The organism is Streptomyces sp. SudanB52_2052 (assembly GCF_964272415.1).
GTDB classification, from domain to species: domain Bacteria; phylum Actinomycetota; class Actinomycetes; order Streptomycetales; family Streptomycetaceae; genus Streptomyces; species Streptomyces olindensis.
The window spans coordinates 5972500-5991380 of record NZ_OZ186796.1 but is presented as its reverse complement, the minus strand read 5'-3'; the positions used below and the strand labels follow the sequence as shown (position 1 = coordinate 5991380).

Genomic DNA, 18881 nt, shown 5'->3' with positions numbered 1-18881 from the left:
GCCGTCATCGGCGTCATCGGCGTCATCGACAAAGGGGAGTTGTATGCAGCTCGGACGGAGATCCCTCCTGCTCGCGGCGGCCGCGGGCACCGCCACGGCGGCCACGGCGGCCCCGGCGGCGGCCGCACCCCGCACGGGCGGCCCGGTGGTCATCGGCCACCGGGGCGCGGCCGGCTGGCGCCCGGAGCACACGGCGGCCTCGTACACGTACGCCGTGCAGACGGGCGCCGACTGGATCGAACCGGACCTGGTGCCCACGAAGGACCACGTGCTGGTGGTCCGGCACGAGAACGAGATCTCCCAGACGACCGACGTGGCACGCCGGCCGGAGTTCGGGGACCGCCGTACGACGAAGACGGTCGACGGCCGGTCGGTCACCGGCTGGTTCACGGAGGACTTCACGCTGGCCGAGCTGAAGACGCTGCGGGCGGTGGAGCGGCTGCCGGCGGTCCGCAACCGCAACACCGTCTTCGACGGGCGCGAGCAGATCATGACCTTCCAGGAGGTCGTGGACCTGGCGCGGCGGCTGTCGCGGACGCACGGCCGGACGATCGCCGTGTTCCCGGAGACCAAGCACCCCACGTACTTCCGTTCGATCGGCCTGCCGTTGGAACCGAAGCTGGCCTCCGTCATCCGCCGCAACCGGCTCGGGCGGCGCGAGTGCGTCGTGCAGTCCTTCGAGCCGACGAGCCTGCGGCGGATCGCCGCCGAGCGGCTGGGCGTGCCGCTGTGGCAGGCGCTGGGGACGACGGGCGGGCCGTACGACCTGCCCGGGACGACCTACAAAGAGATGATGACTCCGGCGGGGCTGGCGGAGATCGCGGAGTACGCGGACTGGATCGGGCCGGACAAGTCCTCGCTCGTCGGCACGTCCCTCGTCGCGGACGCGCACGCGGCGGGGCTGCGGATCGGGCCGTACACCTTCCGCGCGGAGAACCAGTTCCTGCCGGAGCGGTTCCGGCGCGGGAGCGGAGCGAACGATTTCGGGGACGCGTTCGCGGAGTACGCGCTGTACTACGACATGGGGGTCGACGCGGTCGTGACCGACTTCCCGGACCTGGCGGTGATGGCGAGGAGGGGCTGATGACGGTGAGCCGGGCGTGCCGGACCTGCGGCACCATGCAGGAGTTCCGGATCTTCAACGCGGTCGAGCGCGCGGCCGTCCGGGCGGAGAAGGGGGACGGTCACTTCGTGGACGACTACTGGCGCTGCACCGCCGTCGGCTGCCGGTGGTACCAGCGGTACCTCAACCGGGGCGAGGACGGCCTGCTCCCGGAGGAACTCCGGATCCAGGCCTCCCCCGCGGAGTGAGTCCTACAGGTTGGAGAAGTCCGGGCCCTTGGTGCGGGTGCGCTTGATCTCGTAGAAGCCGGGCACCGAGGCCACGGCGAGGGTGCCGTCCCAGAGGCGGGCGGCCTCCTCGCCCTTGGGGGCCGGGGTGACGACCGGGCCGAAGAAGGCGAGCTGCTCGCCGTCGGCGCCGGGCACGGCGATGACGGGGGTGCCGACCTCCTGGCCGACCTTGTCGATGCCCTCCTTGTGGGAGGCGCGCAGCTCGGGCTCGTAGCGGGTGCCGTCCCAGTGCTCCATGAGGGACTCGGGCAGGCCGACGTCCTTCAGGGCGGCGGCGACCGTCTCCTTGCCGGGCCCCTCCTCCTGGTTGTGGATGCGGGTGCCGAGCGCGGTGTAGAGGTCGCCGAGCACCTCGGCGCCGTGCTCCTGCTGCGCGGCTATGACGACCCGGACGGGGCCCCACGCCTTGGTCTCCAGCAGCTCGCGGTACTCCTCGGGCAGCTCGTCCAGCTTGTCCTCGTTGAGGACGGCGAGGCTCATGACATGCCAGCGGACCTGGATGTCCCTGACCTTCTCCACCTCCAGCACCCAACGGGAGGTCATCCACGCCCAGGGGCACAGCGGGTCGAACCAGAAGTCGACGGGTGTCTTGTCCGACATGTCTCTCCTCATGAGGAAACCGTTTCTCCGGGAACACCGCAGTTCGCCGCCGTCATTCCCGACTGCCCCGCGTCAGGGGCACGTGGCAGGATCGGTGCTGTTCAGCCGTATCCCACGACGCTTGAGGAGTGCCGCCCGTGCCCGGTGAGAATCTGTCCCGCGACGAAGCCCGGGAGCGGGCCGCCCTGCTGCGCGTCGACGGGTACGAGGTGTCCCTCGACCTGCGGTCCGCGGTCGGCGAGGACGCGGGCGACGGGCCCCGTACGTTCCGCTCGGTCACCACGATCCGCTTCCGCTGCAACGAGCCCGGTGCGAGCAGCTTCGCCGACCTCATCGCGCCGAGTGTGACGGCCGTCTCACTCAACGGCCGTGATCTGGACCCCGGTGAGGTCTTCGACGGCTCCCGGATCACCCTGGAGGACCTGGCCGCGGACAACGAGCTGGTGGTCGATGCCCGGTGCGCCTACTCCCGGACCGGCGAGGGCCTGCACCGCTTCGTCGACCCGGAGGACGGCGAGGTGTACCTGTACACGCAGTACGAGCCGGCCGACTCCCGCCGCGTCTTCGCGAACTTCGAGCAGCCCGACCTCAAGGCGCCGTACCGGTTCGAGGTGCGGGCCCCGGAGGGCTGGACGGTGTGGAGCAACGGGGCGGGCGAGCAGACGGACGGGGTATGGCGGTTCGCCGAGACCAAGCCGATCTCGACGTACATCACGTGCGTGGTGGCCGGGCCGTACCACTACGTGACGGACTCGTACTCCCGCACGTTCGCCGACGGCACCACACTGGAGATCCCCCTCGGCGCCCTGTGCCGCAAGGGCCTCGCGCCCTACTTCGACGCCGACGACGTCTTTCTGGTCACCAAGCAGGGCCTGGACTTCTTCCACGACCACTTCGACTACCCGTACCCGTTCGGGAAGTACGACCAGGCGTTCGTGCCCGAGTACAACCTGGGCGCGATGGAGAACCCGGGGCTGGTGACGTTCCGGGAGGAGTTCATCTTCCGCGGGAAGGTGACGCAGGCGTCCTACGAGGGCCGGGCCAACGTCGTGCTGCACGAGATGGCGCACATGTGGTTCGGCGACCTGGTCACCATGGAGTGGTGGGACGACCTGTGGCTGAAGGAGTCGTTCGCGGACTTCATGGGCGAGTTCTCGCTGGTCGGCGCGACCCGCTTCAAGAACGGCTGGGTCACCTTCGCCAACCGCCGCAAGGCCTGGGCGTACCGCGCGGACCAGCTGCCGTCCACGCACCCGATCACGGCGGACATCCGCGACCTCCAGGACGCCAAGCTGAACTTCGACGGCATCACGTACGCCAAGGGCGCGTCGGTGCTCAAGCAGCTCGTGGCGTACGTCGGCGAGGACGCGTTCCTGGAGGGCGCCCGGCGCTACTTCAAGCGGCACGCCTACGGCAACACGCGCCTCGGTGACCTGCTGTCGGTGCTGGAGGAGACCAGCGGCCGGGACATGGGCGCGTGGTCGCGGTCCTGGCTGCAGACGGCGGGGGTGAACTCGCTGACGCCGCAGGTGCTGCTGGACGCGGACGGCCGCGTCGAGGAGCTGGCGGTCGTGCAGGAGGCGGCCGAGTCCCATCCGGAACTGCGCCCGCACCGGGTGGCGGTGGGCCTGTACCGGGTGGCGGCCGGCGGGGCGGTCGAGCGGTACGCGCGCGTGGAGACCGACGTCGAGGGAGCGCGGACGGTCGTGGCGGACCTGGCCGGTGCCGACGCCCCCGATCTGGTCCTGGTCAACGACGACGACCTGACGTACTGCAAGATCCGCTTCGACGCGACGTCGTTGGCCACGCTGCGCGAACACCTGGGGTCGGTCACCGATCCCCTGGCGCGCGCCCTGTGCTGGTCGGCGCTGTGGAACATGACGCGGGACGCCCTGCTCCCGGCGCGGGACTTCGTGGAACTGGTGCTGCGGTTCGCGGGGCGCGAGTCCGAGATCGGCGTGGTGCAGATGCTGCAGGCGTGGGCCGAGTCGGCGGTCACGCACTACGCGGCGCCCGCCCGGCGCGAGGCCACCGCCGCGCTGCTCGCCGAGGGCGCGCGGCGTGAGCTGTACGCGGCCGAGGCCGGCAGCGAGCACCAGCTGGCCTGGGCGCGCTTCTTCGCCCGGACGGCCACCGCCGACGCCGACTTCACGCTGCTGCGGGAGCTGCTGGAGGGCACGGCGACGGTCGAGGGACTGGAGCTGGACCAGGAGCTGCGGTGGGTGTTCCTGGAGCCGCTCGCCGCGCACGGGACCGTGGACGAGAGGGCGCTGGCCGAGGAGCTGGCCCGGGACGACACGGCCTCCGGCAAGCGCCACCAGGTGCGCTGTCTGGCCGCCCGCCCGTCGGAGGCGGTCAAGGCGCAGGCGTGGGCGCAGGTCGTGGAGTCGGACGCGTTGTCCAACGCCATGGTGGAGGCGACCATCGCGGGCTTCTCCCAGGGCTCGCAGCGGGAGCTGATCGCGCCGTACGCGGAGAAGTACTTCGCGGCGATCGAGCGGGTGTGGTCCGAGCGGTCGATCCAGATCGCGATGCACGTGGTGCAGGGCCTGTTCCCGTCGCTCCAGCAGTCCCGGGACACGCTGGACGCCACGGACGCCTGGCTGGAGAGCCACCAGGAGGCCGCCCCGGCGCTGCGCCGGCTGGTGCTGGAGGCCCGGGACGATCTGGCACGGGCGTTGCGTGGACAGGCGTGCGACGAGGCCGCTGACCAGTAGCTTTGGCCTAAGATCCGGCGTTCCGCCTTCGTTACAAGACGCGTGCGCCGGGAGCCGTAACCTCTGGTCCGCACCCGAACGGACCAGGGGCTTTCGGCATCCGAACATCCGTCCTTTAGGGCCGTGTTGTCCGTATGTGTCGACGGAGCTGTAACAGCGGTTCAAGGGCGGCCCGGGCACGGGAAATTGCGGGGCATGACCCACAACACCCCGCTCTCCCCCCGCCCCCTGCACGACCTGTCCGGCCGTGGCCGCCCCCGCGTGATGACGACGGCCCAGCTCCGCTCGCACGGCGTGTCGACGGCCGAGACGAACGAGCAGTGCCGCCCCGGCGGGCCCTGGCAGCAGCTCCTCCCGGGCGTGGTCCTGCTCCACCCGGGCCCGCCGACCAGCGAGGAGCGGCTGTACGCGGTGCTGATGTACGCGGCGCGGGAGCGCGGCGGCGTGCCCGCCCAGCCCGGCGCGGGCCGGCCGCCCGCCCCCGCCCACCCGGAGGCGATGATCACGGGCCTGGCGGCGCTGACGCTGCACGGCTTCTCCTCCACTCCCCCGCTGCCCTCCCTGGACGCCATCGACGTCCTGGTCCCGCGCCTGCGGCGGCTGCGCTCGACGGGCTGCGCGCGCATCGTCCGCAGCGCCGCGCTGCCCGCCCCCGTGCAGGTCGCCGGCCTGCCGGTGGCACCGGCCGCCCGCGCGCTGGCCGACGCCGTGGCGGGCCTCTCGGACGCCGACGTCGTGCGCCGCCTGATGACGGAGGCGGTGCGCGGCGCCCACTGCGACGCGTCGGCGGTGGTCCGCGAGCTGAATCAGGCGCGGCTGCTGAGCCGTCCGCACGTGGTGGACGCGGTGGAGTCCCTGCTGGCCGAGGGCCGGGCGATCGCGGAGGACCGCCTGTACCGGATGGTCCGCGAGTTCGGCCTGCCCGACCCGGTCTGGAACGTCGACCTGCGTCTGCCCGGCGGCCCCTACCTCGGCGGCCTGGACGCGTACTGGCCCGACCATGCGGTGGCGGTGGAGCTGGACACGCGGGCGCCCCGGCAGGACGACAACGCCCTGTGGTCGGAGTACGCCCGCAAGCGCGAGCACCTGGAGCGGCTCGGCATCACGGTCGTCCACATCACGCCGCGCAAGCTCCGCGACTCGCCGGAGCAGCAGGCGACGGTGGTGCGCACGGCGTTGATGGCGTCGGCCGACCGCGAGCCGGCCGCGTACGTCGTGGCCCTGCCCCGGTAGTGACGGACCGGGGCAGGGCCGGGAGGGGAGGAGGCGCCGCCGGATGCTGTCGGCGGCCCCTCCTCCACGGCGGGTGCTACCGGCCGCAGAACTCCGCCTCGACGACCGCGCCGGTGCTCCCCGACCAGTCGCCGTTGAAGTTGACGGCCAGGGAGTGCCGGCCGTCCTCGGTCGTCACCGCCATGGAGTGGGAGCCGGTGATGCCTCCGGCGTGTCCCCAGACGTGGACGCCGCAGCTGAGTTCGACGTCGGCGAGACCGAGGCCGTAGCGGTAGGTGCGGGTGGCGTCGACCGTGGTCTTCATCTTCTTCAGTTGCTCGGGCGGGAGCAGCCGGCCGCGCAGGAGGGCCGAGTAGAAGCGGGTCACGTCGGCCGAGTCCGAGACCATCTCGCCCGAGCCGTAGGCCAGGCTCGGATTCAGTTCGGTGACGTCGTACGTCGGGCCGGTCGCCGTCTTGGCCAGCTTGGAGTAGGCGCGGCTGCTGGGCTTGGGCAGGGTGGTCCGGTCGCCGGGGACCGAGGTGGAGGTCAGGTGCAGGGGGTCGATGATCCGGCGCTTGATCTCGTCGCCGTAGGCGTGGCCCGTGGCCTTCTCGATGACCTGCGCGGCCAGGACGTAGTTCGTGTTGGAGTACTCCCAGGACGCGCCCGGCTCGAAGTACGGCTCGTTGCGCAGGGCGATGGCGAGCAGGTCCTCGGGGGTCGCCTCGTCGAAGCGGTGTTTCAGGAAGCCGTCCGCGGTCATGTACGTCTGCTGGAAGCCGCGGTCCTCCAGGTAGTCGAAGATGCCGCTGGTGTGGTCCAGGAGCTGGCGCAGGGTGATCCGGCGGCCGTCGTGGCCGTGGCCCCGGACCACGCCCGGCAGCCACTCCTCCACCGTGTCGTCGAGCGAGAGCTTCCCTTCCGCCTCCAGTTGCAGCACGACCGTGGCCACGAACGTCTTGGAGATGCTGGCGATCCGGTAGTGGTCCTGTGCCGAACGCGGCTTTCCCGTCCTCAGGTTGCCGACGCCTGCCGTGGCGGCCCAGGTGCCGTGGCCCCGCCGCACGGTCACCGTCACGCCCGGCACGCCGTCCGCGACCGCGGCCCGTATCGCCTTCCGGGTCGCGTCGCGGCCGCCGTCCGCCCCGGCCGGGGCCGCCGCGAGCGCGGGCGTCACCAGGGTCGCCGACAGTGCCGCTGCCGTCGCCGCCGTCAGGGTCGTCGTCCGTACACGTCTCTTCATGTGCACAGGGACCCCGCCCGCCCGGACCGGGTTGACCGGCACCGGGCGGTTGAGCGGGTTTCAGCCCTTCTTCAGGACCAGTTCGGTGTTGCGGTCCTCCGGGTCGCCGCCGAGGGTCGTGCTCGCGCCCGGGGCGTTGAGGGACAGTTCGCGGTAGAGGGCCGCGAGGCCGGTCTGGGACAGGTCGGAGAAGTCGGTGCGGTGCGGGGCCGAGGACTCCACCAGCGTGGTGAACAACGAGATCGTGCCGTCCTTGTTGTCGGTCAGCTCGATCACCCGGGCCAGCTGGGGGTAGTCGACGTGGGAGGCGGTGGAGATCTCCCAGAAGGAGCCGCCGGCGGACGTCGCGTGCGGGGTGATGACGTTCTTGTGGATGTGGCCGTTCACCCACGCGAGCACGTTGCGGTGGCCGCCGAGCAGGGCGAGCACCTCCTGCCCGGTGTGCCGGCGCTCGTAGGGGCGGGCCGGGTCGCGGCGGGTGTTCGTCATCGTCTTGCTGGTGTGGTGGCTGAAGACGACCGCGTAGGAGTCCTTGTTCTCCCGCAGGGTCCGGTCCAGCCACTTCAGCTGGCCCGTGCCGAGGGAGCCCTCGTAGTGGCCGCCGGCGTCGGTGGTGTCCAGGCTGATGCCGATGACGTCGTCGGAGATGCGGAAGGCGTAGTACTGGGTGCCCGCGTCCAGGTTCGCGGAGGAGTAGCCGTGGCCGGCCGGGCCGACGCCGCGGTAGGCGGGGTCCAGGTGTGCCTTGATGTAGTCGGTGGGCGTGAAGGGGGCGCGGCTCTCGTCGGGGGTCACCGAGCGCATGGCGCGGGCCTGGGACTTGAGGAAGTCGTGGTAGCGGACGCCTTCGGGGTCCCGGGCCTTCTTGATGAGGGTCTGCAGCCGCTGCGCCTCGGCCGCCGACACGTTCATCAGCTTCTTGCCGCCGACGGCGAGTTCGGTGAGGTAGGAGTCGCCGTGCGAGGCGTAGCAGCCCATCGGCATGGTGTCGTGGTTGCCGACGGTGGAGTACCAGGGCAGGTTGAGGCCGGGGCTCTGGACCTCCCGGACGGCCGCCTTGAGGAAGCCGTCGAGCTGCGGGAAGCCGACCTGCTTGTCGGTGTCGCGGACCGCCGCGTCGGGCTGCCAGTACAGCTTGAGGCCGCTGTTCTGGACGCCCTCGTACTGGCGCGGGTCCCCGGTGTTGGGGGTGATGCGCCCACCGCTCATGATCTTCAGGAACCACTCCAGCTCGGACTTGGCGTTGTTGTCCGTGTTGTCGCCGGTGGTCATCGCGAAGTGCAGCGGGGCGCCGGTGACGGGGGCGCCGCGGAGCGCGTTGATCCGCTCCACCAGGGCGATCGCGCCCTGCACGGTCAGCGCCTCGTGCGGCCGCCAGGCGTGCACGTCGGCCGAGCGCAGGTACTCCAGGCGCAGCGGGTGCTGGGCGTCGATGATGTGCAGGTCGGTGAGCTGCACGAACGCCGCGAGGGCGGTGCGGCGCCCGGCGCGGCCGGACTTGGGCGCGGCCAGCTCGGAGCGCACGACCCGCTGCCAGCCGGGCCCGTCGCCCAGCCGCCGGTATCCGGAGCCGGCGCGCGGGGTGGCGACGGACGCCACGGTCGTGCCCTTGGTGTAGGGGGCGAGCGGGGCGGCGGGTGCCTGGCGCGAGGAGGCGGCGACGGCGGACCCGGTGCTCTCCTTGGCCGTGGCCGCCTGGCTGTCGCTGGGCCGCAGGGCGTAGCCGACGCCCGCGGAGAGGGCGACCGCTCCGGTGGCGGCGAGGACGGAACGACGGTGGATGCCCTGGCCGGAGCCGGCGACTGAGCGTGTGCGCGACATGCGCTTCTCTCCCCGAGTGCGAACGCGTCGGCAGTGGTCGCGGGGCGTTCGTTCACGTGAACACCCCGCTCGTACTGGATCGTTGGCAGCGGGAATGACCTGCGCGTAAACGCGGCGGCAACGGGCAGCGCCGATCACCGTACGTGGATCTTGGACTACCCTGCGCGTCGTCGGCCGCTCCGGGAACGGTCCGGAGCCGGTCACGCGGCGTTCACCTTCCGGGGTACTGCACCTACTCCAGGGCGCCCGCCAGCCGTCCGGTCACCGGCCGCTCGCGCCACATCCGCAGCGCGATGTCGACCATCGAGACCCGGACCAGACCGGGCACCGCGTCCAGGTCCTGCCAGGCCGCGAGGTCGGTGGAACCGTTCACCTCGTAACGCAGTTCGCCGCCGACGACGCGGCCCTCGTAGACGAGCCGGACGGCGTGGTGGTCGACGGCGGGTCCGAAACCGCCCCGGAAGACCCGGTGGGAGGAGTCCACGCCGAGCAGCCCGGTGACCTCGATGCGGTAGCCGGTCTCCTCCTCCACCTCGCGCCGCACGGTGTCATAGGGATCCTCGCCGTGCTCCATGCCGCCGCCGGGCACGACCCACTCGGGCGTGCCGTCCGGCGCGGGCGAGCGGGCGAGGAGGATCTGCCCGTCCCGGACGCATATGGCGTAGGCCGCCACCCTCAACCTCTGTCGCATTACGGGACGTTAACCCGTGACACCCGACGAGCGGGCCGATTCGCCGTGTTCGGGCTCCATGTCCGTAAAGCGCATAGCGGGTTTTCCCCATGCGTCCATCTCGTTTCGGTCAACGATCCCCAAACTTCCGTCCCTTGCGTAAGGCTGTGCGATCGTCCGGGCTTGCTTTCCGGACGGTCGCGACCAGGCCCGATCGGACCCGGTCGCTCCCGCTCGTTCCTTTACCTACAAGGGATGCCGATGACCCTCACCCCCCAGCGTGACCCGATATCGGGCCGGAGACGCGTGGCGCGCATCGCCGTGGCCGCCGGCCTCGTCGCCGCGCTCACCGCGGCCGGGCCGATCCCCCTGGCCTTCGCCGCGGACGGCCCCGGCAGCGCCGCACCGGCCGACGCCGACGTCAAGTCCGCGCACGACAAGCTCGGTTCGGACGACGCGGACCTGCTCGCCGAGGCCAAGGCCGACGGCGACAAGACCGTCACGATGATGATCGCCACCGCGCCCGGCCGGACCGAGCAGGTCGCCGGGCAGCTGGACGCGGTCAAGGGCGGCGCGGTCGGCCGGACCGACGACAAGCTGGGCTACGTCCGCGCCACCGTCCCGACGTCCCGGGCGGACTCGGCCATCGCCGCCGCCGCCAAGCTCTCCTCCGTGCACGGCATCGACCTGCGCGAGGAGATCCCGCTGGACGACCCGACGCCGAGCGCGGACGCCGCCAAGGGCGCCCAGGCCAAGGGGACCTACCCGGCTCCGGGGAAGAAGACCCCGGCCGAGAACCCGTACAACCCGTCCTTCGAGACGGGCGCGGTCGACTTCGTCGAGGACCACCCGAAGGCGGACGGCCGCGGCATCACCATCGGCATCATCGACTCCGGCGTCGACCTCGGCCACCCGGCGCTGCAGAAGACCACCACCGGCGAGCGGAAGATCGTCGACTGGGTGACGGCGACGGACCCCGTCGTCGACAACGACAACACCTGGCGCCGGATGGACACCTCCGTCGCGGGCCCCACCTTCACCCACGACGGCACGAGCTGGACGGCGCCCGCGGGCTCCTACCGGATCAGCACCTTCAAGGAGTCGTACACCACCGGCGGTGACGCCGCGGGCGACGCCAACCGCGACGGCGACAAGACCGACGACTGGGGCGTGCTCTACGACCCGGCGGCCGGCACGGTCCGCGTCGACCTCAACGACAACCACGACTTCGGTGACGACACCGCGATGAAGCCGTACAAGGACGGCTTCCAGATCGGGTACTTCGGCACCGACGACCCGAAGACGGACGTCGCCGAGCGGCAGCCGTTCGTCGTGGAGATCCGCAAGGACGTCGTGTACAACGGCGCCGGCGCCAAGGCCGACTTCGTCAACATCGGCGTCATCGAGTCCGAGCACGGCACCCACGTGGCGGGCATCACCGCCGCCAACGGCCTGTTCGGCGGGAAGATGAACGGCGCGGCGCCCGGCGCCAAGCTGGTCTCCTCCCGCGCCTGCACCTGGTCCGGCGGCTGCACCAACGTCGCCCTGACCGAGGGCATGATCGACCTCGTCACCAAGCGCGGCGTCGACATCGTCAACATGTCCATCGGCGGCCTGCCGGCGCTGAACGACGGCAACAACGCGCGCGCCGAGCTGTACACGCGCCTCATCGACACCTACGGCGTCCAGCTGGTGATCTCCGCGGGCAACTCCGGCCCCGGCGCCAACACCATCGGCGACCCGTCCCTGGCCGAGAAGGTCATCTCGGTCGGCGCCTCCGTCTCCAAGGAGACCTGGGCCGCCAACTACGGCTCGGTCGTGGAGAAGAAGTACGCGCTGATGCCGTTCTCCTCGCGCGGCCCGCGTGAGGACGGCGGCTTCACCCCGACCCTGGTCGCCCCGGGTGCCGCCATCAACACCATCCAGACCTGGCTGCCGGGCGCCCCGGTCGCCGAGGCGGGCTACACCCTGCCGGCCGGCTACGGCATGCTCCAGGGCACCTCGATGGCCTCCCCGCAGGCCGCCGGCGCCGCCGCGCTGCTGCTGTCCGCCGCGAAGCAGAAGAAGATCGACCTCAGCCCGGCGACCCTGCGCACGGCCCTCACCTCGACCGCCGACCACATCAAGGGTGTGCAGGCGTACGAGGAGGGCGCGGGCCTGATGAACATCGAGGACGCCTGGGACGCCATCCGCGACGGCGCCACCTCGCACGCGTACACGGTCAAGGCGCCGGTCGACACCGCGCTCGACCAGTTCCTGAAGACCCCCGGCTTCGGCACGGGCCTGTACGACCGTGAGGGCGGCCTGAAGGCCGGCCAGAAGAAGACGTACGAGGTGACGATCACCCGTACGTCCGGTGCCGACAAGGCGATCCGGCACGAGCTGCACTTCGAGAACAACGCGGGCGGCACCTTCCGGATCGTCGGCTCCGACGAGGTGAAGCTGCCGCTGAACCAGCCGGTGACCGTCAAGGTCCAGGCCGCGCCGAAGTCCGCGGGCATCAAGAGCGCGATCCTGGAGGTCGACGACCCGAGGACCGAGGGCATCGACAAGCAGGTCCTGAACACGGTCGTCGTCGCCGAGCCGCTGAAGTACACCTTCGCCGCCTCGGACTCGGTGCAGCGCAACAGCTCGGACCACTACTTCGTCACCGTCCCCGAGGGCGCCAAGTCCCTCGAGGTCGCGATGAGCGGGCTGAAGGACAAGAGCCAGACGCGGTTCATCTCCATCCACCCGTACGGCACGCCCGCCGACCCGACGTCGACGATCAACTGCTACCCGAACTACCCGAACCCGGCGAACACCTGCCGCCCCGACGTGCGTTCCTACGCGAACCCGCAGCCGGGCGTCTGGGAGATCGAGGTCGAGTCGCGCCGTACGTCGCCGCTGCTCGACAACCCGTACAAGCTGGACGTCGCCGTCCTCGGCGCGGCCTTCGAGCCGGAGACCGTGAGCCTGCCCGAGGCGAAGGTCGGCACCCCGGCCGCCGCCTCCTGGAAGGTGACGAACGGCTTCGCCGCGCTCGACGGCAAGCTGGTGGGCGGCCCGCTCGGCTCGGCGAAGACGACCCGCCCGTCGATCAAGCAGGGCGAGACGCAGACCACGACGGTCGAGGTGCCCGCGGGCGCGAAGTCGCTGGACGTCACCATCGGTGGCGTCTCGGACGCGGCCGCCGACCTGGACCTCGCGGTCTACGACGCGTCCGGCGCGCAGGTCGGCAGCTCCGCCGACGGCGACTCCGACGAGTCGGTCTCCATCCCGTCGCCGGCCGCCGGCACGTACACCATCGAGGTCGTCGGCTACGCGGTGCCGGCCGGCACCACCGCCTACGACTACCGGGACGTGTTCTTCGCTCCGAGCCTGGGCAGCGTCGGCGTCGACGGGTCGGCGCCGGTGAAGCTCGGCACGGGCGCGTCGGCCACGGTCTCGGGCAGCGTCACCGCCGCGGCGGCCGCGCCCGAGGGGCGTGAGTTCTTCGGTCAGGTGCAGCTGGTCAACGCGCGCGGCACGGCCGCGGGCGTGGGCAGCGTGAAGATCGAGAAGGTCGTGCCGTAACCGGTCACGGCCATCGACGAGGGCGGGCGTCCGTACGGGCGCCCGCCCTTCGCGCTACTCCTCGCACGTGCGTGCCTCGGGCAGGGCGGCGGTGATCCAGGCCCGGTCGCGGGCGATCTCCTTCTCGTCCGTCGTCCACATGTCGGGCTCGGCGTGCCCGCGCGAGATGCCGACGAGGACGTGGTCGCCCGGCCGCAGCGGCGGGGCGATCCCGGCGTCCATGGGGAAGACGACCTGGTCCCTGCCCTTGGCGGGCTTGTAGTAGCGGTCCACGTCGAGGGTGACGCGGTTGCGGCCGGTGCCGGGGACGGCTTCGACCTCGGCGACGGTGCCCTCGACGACGAGCCGGGCGCAGGCGAGGTAGCCGGCGTTGCTGAGCTTGCCCTCCTCGGTCCCGTACTCGGCGCCGCTCTCCGCGCGGGCCCCGCTGTCGGCCGCCGAGCTGCTCGCCGTGTCGTTCCCCGCGCCGGCGCCGCTCTGCACGACGACCCAGCCCAGGCCCACGACCACGCCGGCGGCCGCGGCCGCGGCGAGGCCCCGCAGGGCCAGCACCAGGGGCCGGGGCCGGCGCCGCGCCGACAGCGGCGTCACCGCCGAGCCGCCGCCCGCCTCCGGCTCGGGCGCCGCGCGCACCGGCCTCAGGGACGGGTCGGCTCCCTCCTCGTGCGCCAGGGCGTCCCCGATCAGCCCCAGCTGCTCCCGCAGCATGGCCACGTCCGCGGCGGCCGCGCGGTGGGCGGCCATGAAGTCCGCGTCCCGGCGGGCCGCCGACGGCAGGGGGTCGCCGACGAGCACGGCCATCAGCGGATCCATGCCGTCGTACGCCTCAGGGCTCGGCCGGCCGTCGTCGTACGCGGCACCGCCGCGCTCGCCACCGTCGTCACGTCCGGCGTGGCGCCGGTCGTCGTCGTTCCGGGCGGTCACGTCACACCACCTCGTCCTCGTGCAGGCGGGCGCGCAGGGCCCGTACCGCCGTGTGCAGCCTGCTCTTGACCGTGCCCTCCGGGACGCCGAGCTGCTCGGCGATGGACCGGACCGGCAGGTCGGCGTAGAAACGCAGGACGACGACCTGCCGCTGGGCGTCGGGCAGCGCGTCCAGACCCTGGGCGACGGCGACGGAGAGCACGCTCGTGTCCTCGCCGGAGGGGTGCGCCGGCTGCCGCAGGGCGGCCAGCCGCTCCCCGAGCCGCTCCTGGCGGCGCTTGGCCCGGTGCCAGTCCATGGCGAGGTTGGAGGCCACGACCGCCGCCCACGCCGAGACGTCCCGCGGCGCCTCCCGCCCGCTCGCGGCCCGCTCCAGCAGGCGCAGGCGGACCTGCTGTACCCCGTCCGGCAGGTCCGCCTGCGGTACGCCGCCCAGCGCGAGCACCGCCCGCACCCGGCGCTCCTGGGCCGCGTCCAGCGGATCGGCCCCGCCCGGCTGACCGGCACCGGCCCCGCCCGGCTGACCGGCCCCGCTCAGCGGATCGGCGCCGCCCGGCGGAGCCTCGCCGGCGTGCGCCTCCCGGCCGCGCCGGGCCCTTCCGCGCAGCAGCACAAGCCACCCCCCTCACCGTGTTTCTCCTACGACGCCGGCGCGGCCCGGAACGTTCGGCCGTCGTCGCGAGGAGTTCCGACGCGTTTCCGCCGGGACGGCAGAGGTGTACGTCACATTTCCGTGTGGCCGAGACCGACAGGGGCAGGCGAGCTTGCGGCGCACGACCCCCGCCGGATGAATATCTCCAGCTCAGCGGGGTCGACACCGCAGGTCCGCAACCATGGAACGGGACACGTCGTCCCACTCCCCGGGCAGACCGGGGAAAGAAGTGGACAGACGGGCCGTGGTCGGCCGCATGATGGAAAAGCCTCGGCCAAGCAACGAGCACGTGAAGAGACGCAGGAGAGGGAGTCACCGTGAGGGTCGGAATCGTCGGAGCCACCGGACAGGTGGGCACGGTCATGCGCAGGATCCTCAAGGAGCGGAACTTCCCGATCACGGAACTGCGCCTGTTCGCCTCGGCCCGCTCGGCGGGCACGGAGCTGGACGGCGTGACGGTGGAGGACGCGGCGACCGCCGACTACACCGGCCTGGACATCGTGCTGTTCTCCGCGGGCGGTGCCACGTCCCGGGCGCTGGCCGAGAAGGTCGCCTCCCAGGGCGCCGTCGTGATCGACAACTCCTCGGCGTGGCGCAAGGACCCCGAGGTCCCGCTGGTCGTCTCCGAGGTGAACCCGCACGCGATCGCGAACCGCCCCAAGGGCATCATCGCCAACCCGAACTGCACGACGATGGCCGCGATGCCGGTCCTGCGTCCGCTGCACGAAGAGGCGGGCCTCGAAGCCCTCGTCGTCGCCACGTACCAGGCGGTCTCCGGTTCCGGTCTCGCGGGCGTCGCCGAGCTGCACGGCCAGGCGCAGAAGGTCGTCGCCGACGCCGACCAGCTCACCCACGACGGCGAGGCCGTCGACTTCCCGGAGCCCGGCGTCTACAAGCGCCCCATCGCGTTCAACGTACTGCCGCTGGCCGGTTCGATCGTCGACGACGGCCTGAACGAGACCGACGAGGAGCAGAAGCTCCGCAACGAGTCCCGCAAGATTCTGGAGATCCCCGAGCTGAAGGTCTCCGGCACCTGCGTGCGCGTCCCGGTCTTCTCCGGCCACTCCCTCCAGGTCAACGCCCGCTTCGCCCGCCCGATCTCCCCGGAGCGCGCGACGGAGCTGCTGAAGGACGCCCCGGGCGTCGAGCTCTCCGACATCCCGACCCCCCTCCAGGCCGCCGGCAAGGACCCGTCCTACGTCGGCCGCATCCGCCGCGACGAGACGGTGGACAACGGCTTGGCCCTGTTCGTCTCCAACGACAACCTCCGCAAGGGCGCGGCCCTGAACGCCGTGCAGATCGCGGAGCTGGTGGCGGCGGAACTGAAGGGCTAGCGGGCGTCCCTCTGGTCCCTGCGCACCTCGTACAGGAAGCAGCCGTACTCGACGGCCCGGACGTGGACGAGCGCCACGGCCGGGTCGTCGAACGCTTCTGCGAGGGCCTGCTCGAACGCTTCCGTGCATGTCTGGTCGACGGCATCCGGTGTCCCCACCAGTTCGCCGCCCAGGATGTGGCCCTCCGCGGAGTAGCGGCGGACCGTGCGGTGCGCGTTGGTGAAGGGGAGCGCGGTGCCGGCCGGGCCCCCGCACTCCTCGGCGTGGATGAAGACGGGGCCCTGCTCGTCGTAGGCGCCCGGGGCGGCGCCCGTTTCCGCCGCCCAGCGGCGCAGGGGCGCGTACGAGACGAGGGCGATGCGTTCGCCGGGCTCGCTGCGGCGCAGGCAGCAGCGGAGCGGGGCGCCGCCCTCGGGGTCGGTGAAGTGGGTCGTGGGGCGGCCCGCGTCGTCGGTCGTGCGCAGTTCCTTCAGGGCCCGCGGGTCGATGGGGCGTGCGGTGTACGTCGTCGTCGGCATGCTCATCAGACTCGCTCGCGCGGGGACCGGTCACCGGCGGTTTCCGGACGTCGCGTTCCCGCGCCCAGCGCCGCCGGCAGGGCCAGCAGCGCCAGTGCGCCCCCGGCCACCAGCACCGCCGTGGGCCCCAGCGCGTCCGCCGTGCGGCCACCCGTGAACGCCCCGAGCGCGATCGCCGTGTTGAAGACCCCCGCGAACAGGGCCGACCCGGCCTCGCGTGCCCGGGGCGCCGCCGCCGACAACCAGTTCTGGGCGGAGACCGAGACGCCCCCGTAGACCAGGCCCCACAGCACGAGCAGCGTCGTGGAAGCGGCCAGGGAACCGGCCGCCGGGATCAGCAGCAGTACCACCGTGCCGAGTCCGGCCGCGATGGCCGGCAGGGTCCTGCGGGGGTCGCGGGCGGCCAGCGCGCCGCCGACGAAGGTGCCGGCGACTCCGGCGAGGCCGTAGCCGAGGAGGAGGGTGCTGACCGTGCCCGCGCCGAGGCCCGGTATCCGGTCCAGCACCGGGCGGACGTAGGTGTAGGCGGCGAAGTGGCCGGTGACCAGGAGCAGCACGGCCAGCAGGCCGCGCACCACGCCCGACGTGCGCAGCAGTCCCGCGAAGGTGCCCGGGCGGACCGGGCTGCCGGGCGGCAGCGGGGGCAGAGCGAGGTACAGGGCCGCCGTCACGGCGAGCGCCAGGCCCGCCAGCGCCGCGAAGGCCCAGCGCCAGCCCGTGAGGGAGCCGAGCAGCGTGCCCGCGGGGACGCCGAGCACCGAAGCGACGGCGATCCCGCTGAAGATTAGCGCGGTCGCGCGCCCGGCCCGCTCCGGCGGCAGCAGCCGCGTCCCCAGCCCGGCCGCGAGGGCCCACACCCCGCCGATGCACACCCCGACCAGGGCGCGCGCGAGCAGCAGGACGGCGAGGTGCGGGGCGAGGGCACAGAGCAGGTTGGCGGCCGCGAGGAGGAGCAGCAGGACGCACAGCACGGTGCGCCGGTCGGCGCGGCGGACCGCGAGGGGCAGCAGGGGTGCGCTCGCCGCGGCGACCAGGCCGGGCAGGGTGACGGCGAGCCCGGCCGTGCCGGCGGAGACGTGCAGGCCGGCGCCGAGCGGGGTGAGCAGGCCGACCGGGAGCATCTCGGTCGTGACGACGGCGAAGGTGGCGGCGGCGAGGGCCAGGACAGCGGGCCAGGGGCGGGCCGACGGGGTGGCGCCGGTCCGCTGCGGGACCGGCGCGGAGGTCGTGGAAGGCATGCCTCCACCCTTTTGCGGCGGCCGCCCGGGAACAACGGCGAAGTCCTCACCCTTCCATGAGCGGGACTGATCGATCCGAACGGGAGGGGAAACCGCCGTGGCGGGGCTGGAGTTGCGCGAGCTGGAGTGCTTCCTGGTCCTGGCCGAGGAGCTGCACTTCGGCCGGACGGGTGAGCGGCTGTACGTCTCGCAGAGCCGGGTGAGCCAGTTGGTGAGCGCGCTGGAGCGCCGGGTGGGCGGCCGGCTGGTGCACCGCACCAGCCGCCGGGTCGCGCTGACCCCGCTCGGCGAACGGTTCGTCCAACGGCTGCGCCCGGCGTACGGCGGGCTGCGGGAGGCCGTGGAGGACGCGCGGGCGGCGGCCCGGGGGGTCGAGGGCGCCCTGCGGATCGGCTTCCAGGGGACGGCGGACGCCCGGCTGGCGGCGGCGGTGCGGGCCTTCCGGTCGGCGCACCCCGAGTGCGCCACGGACCTGGTGGAGATCCCGCTCGCCGATCCCTTCGGCGGGGTGCGGGAGGGCGCGGTGGACGCGGCGGTCGTCCTGCTGCCGGTGCGCGAGCCGGACCTGGTGCTGGGGCCGGTGTTCTCGCGGCGGCCCCAGACGGTGGCGGTCTCCCGGGACCACCCCTTCGCGTCCCGTACGGCGGTGTCGGCGGCGGAGGTGGCGGGGACCGCGCTGGTCACGGCCGGGCCCCCGGCACCGGCGTACTGGCGGACCGCCCACGCCCCGTCCGAAGTCCCGGGCCCGGCGGTCAGCACCCTCCAGGAGGGGCTGACCCAGGTCGCCGCCGGGCACGCGGGGATGCTGCTGTGCCGTCCCACGGCCGCGTACCACCGGCGTGAGGACGTGGCGTTCGTACCGGTGGAGGGCGTTCCGGAGTCGGCGCTCGGCCTGGTGTGGCACCGGGACGGGGAGTCGGCGGCGGTGCGCGCGTTCGCCCGGACCCTCGCCGACCGAGGGGTCTCCCTAGGAGAAGCCCCGGTCGTCGCCTGACGCCCGGCCGCCGTGGAAAGATGGCGCAACCCACCCATAACGAGGAG

General features: G+C 72.6%; 15 protein-coding genes. 7 read left to right on the top strand and 8 right to left on the bottom strand.

Translation table 11 applies throughout. The features are described from left to right. Positions 1-43 precede the first annotated feature (43 nt). Together ACSUPV_RS26800 and ACSUPV_RS26795 are read left to right on the top strand one after the other, a co-directional pair. On the top strand, positions 44-1084 hold the full coding sequence (locus tag ACSUPV_RS26800; protein WP_037769715.1) for a glycerophosphodiester phosphodiesterase family protein: 1041 nt from the start codon (positions 44-46) through the stop codon (positions 1082-1084). Next, positions 1084-1311, top strand: a complete 228-nt coding sequence (locus tag ACSUPV_RS26795; RefSeq protein WP_436948722.1) for a hypothetical protein — start codon at positions 1084-1086, stop codon at positions 1309-1311. The genes ACSUPV_RS26800 and ACSUPV_RS26795 overlap by 1 nt, the downstream gene beginning before the upstream one ends. Positions 1312-1314: 3 nt before the next feature. Here ACSUPV_RS26795 and ACSUPV_RS26790 read toward each other — a convergent pair whose 3' ends face one another. After that, the gene (locus tag ACSUPV_RS26790; RefSeq protein WP_031120772.1) at positions 1315-1953 is read right to left on the bottom strand and encodes a mycothiol-dependent nitroreductase Rv2466c family protein; all 639 of its coding nucleotides are present in this window, start codon (positions 1951-1953) and stop codon (positions 1315-1317) included. Between the two features lie 137 nt (positions 1954-2090). Here ACSUPV_RS26790 and pepN point away from each other — a divergent pair, with 137 nt between their 5' ends. Beyond that, positions 2091-4670 carry an aminopeptidase N gene (gene pepN, locus ACSUPV_RS26785; RefSeq protein WP_037769718.1) on the top strand — a complete coding sequence of 860 codons (2580 nt, stop codon included), beginning with the start codon at positions 2091-2093 and terminating at the stop codon, positions 4668-4670. A 195-nt stretch (positions 4671-4865) separates the two neighbouring features. After that, a complete protein-coding gene (locus ACSUPV_RS26780; RefSeq protein ID WP_359795091.1) occupies positions 4866-5903 on the top strand; it encodes a hypothetical protein in 1038 nt (345 codons plus the stop codon). A 76-nt stretch (positions 5904-5979) separates the two neighbouring features. Here ACSUPV_RS26780 and ACSUPV_RS26775 read toward each other — a convergent pair whose 3' ends face one another. The 3 genes from ACSUPV_RS26775 to ACSUPV_RS26765 all read right to left on the bottom strand — a co-directional run bounded on the left by ACSUPV_RS26775 (position 5980) and on the right by ACSUPV_RS26765 (position 9640). Then, the gene (locus ACSUPV_RS26775) at positions 5980-7128 is read right to left on the bottom strand and encodes a serine hydrolase domain-containing protein (protein WP_031120776.1); all 1149 of its coding nucleotides are present in this window, start codon (positions 7126-7128) and stop codon (positions 5980-5982) included. Positions 7129-7188: 60 nt separating this feature from the next. After that, positions 7189-8949, bottom strand: a complete 1761-nt coding sequence (locus tag ACSUPV_RS26770) for a TIGR03767 family metallophosphoesterase (protein ID WP_382617353.1) — start codon at positions 8947-8949, stop codon at positions 7189-7191. Between the two features lie 232 nt (positions 8950-9181). Further along, positions 9182-9640: an NUDIX hydrolase gene (locus tag ACSUPV_RS26765; protein ID WP_359795094.1), complete on the bottom strand. Its 459-nt coding sequence runs from the start codon at positions 9638-9640 to the stop codon at positions 9182-9184. 240 nt (positions 9641-9880) lie between these two features. On the opposite strand from ACSUPV_RS26765, the gene ACSUPV_RS26760 reads away from it, so the two are divergent. After that, a complete protein-coding gene (locus ACSUPV_RS26760; RefSeq protein ID WP_436948718.1) occupies positions 9881-13174 on the top strand; it encodes a S8 family serine peptidase in 3294 nt (1097 codons plus the stop codon). A 54-nt stretch (positions 13175-13228) separates the two neighbouring features. Here the strand turns inward: ACSUPV_RS26760 and ACSUPV_RS26755 are convergent, their stop codons facing one another. Both ACSUPV_RS26755 and ACSUPV_RS26750 read right to left on the bottom strand, forming a co-directional pair. After that, positions 13229-14098, bottom strand: coding sequence for a hypothetical protein (locus ACSUPV_RS26755; protein WP_436948717.1), 870 nt, complete (start codon positions 14096-14098; stop codon positions 13229-13231). 1 nt (position 14099) lies between these two features. After that, on the bottom strand, positions 14100-14636 hold the full coding sequence (locus ACSUPV_RS26750) for an RNA polymerase sigma factor (RefSeq protein WP_037769743.1): 537 nt from the start codon (positions 14634-14636) through the stop codon (positions 14100-14102). Positions 14637-15067: 431 nt separating this feature from the next. Here ACSUPV_RS26750 and ACSUPV_RS26745 point away from each other — a divergent pair, with 431 nt between their 5' ends. Then, positions 15068-16084, top strand: coding sequence for an aspartate-semialdehyde dehydrogenase (locus tag ACSUPV_RS26745; RefSeq protein WP_031120784.1), 1017 nt, complete (start codon positions 15068-15070; stop codon positions 16082-16084). Here the strand turns inward: ACSUPV_RS26745 and ACSUPV_RS26740 are convergent. Further along, positions 16081-16602, bottom strand: a complete 522-nt coding sequence (locus ACSUPV_RS26740) for a DUF1203 domain-containing protein (protein ID WP_037769744.1) — start codon at positions 16600-16602, stop codon at positions 16081-16083. The genes ACSUPV_RS26745 and ACSUPV_RS26740 overlap by 4 nt on opposite strands. Before the next feature lie 5 nt (positions 16603-16607). Then, positions 16608-17840, bottom strand: a complete 1233-nt coding sequence (locus ACSUPV_RS26735; protein ID WP_436948716.1) for an MFS transporter — start codon at positions 17838-17840, stop codon at positions 16608-16610. Positions 17841-17937: 97 nt separating this feature from the next. Between ACSUPV_RS26735 and ACSUPV_RS26730 the strand changes: the two genes are divergently transcribed. Further along, positions 17938-18834 carry a LysR family transcriptional regulator gene (locus ACSUPV_RS26730; protein ID WP_436948715.1) on the top strand — a complete coding sequence of 299 codons (897 nt, stop codon included), beginning with the start codon at positions 17938-17940 and terminating at the stop codon, positions 18832-18834. Positions 18835-18881: the final 47 nt, after the last annotated feature.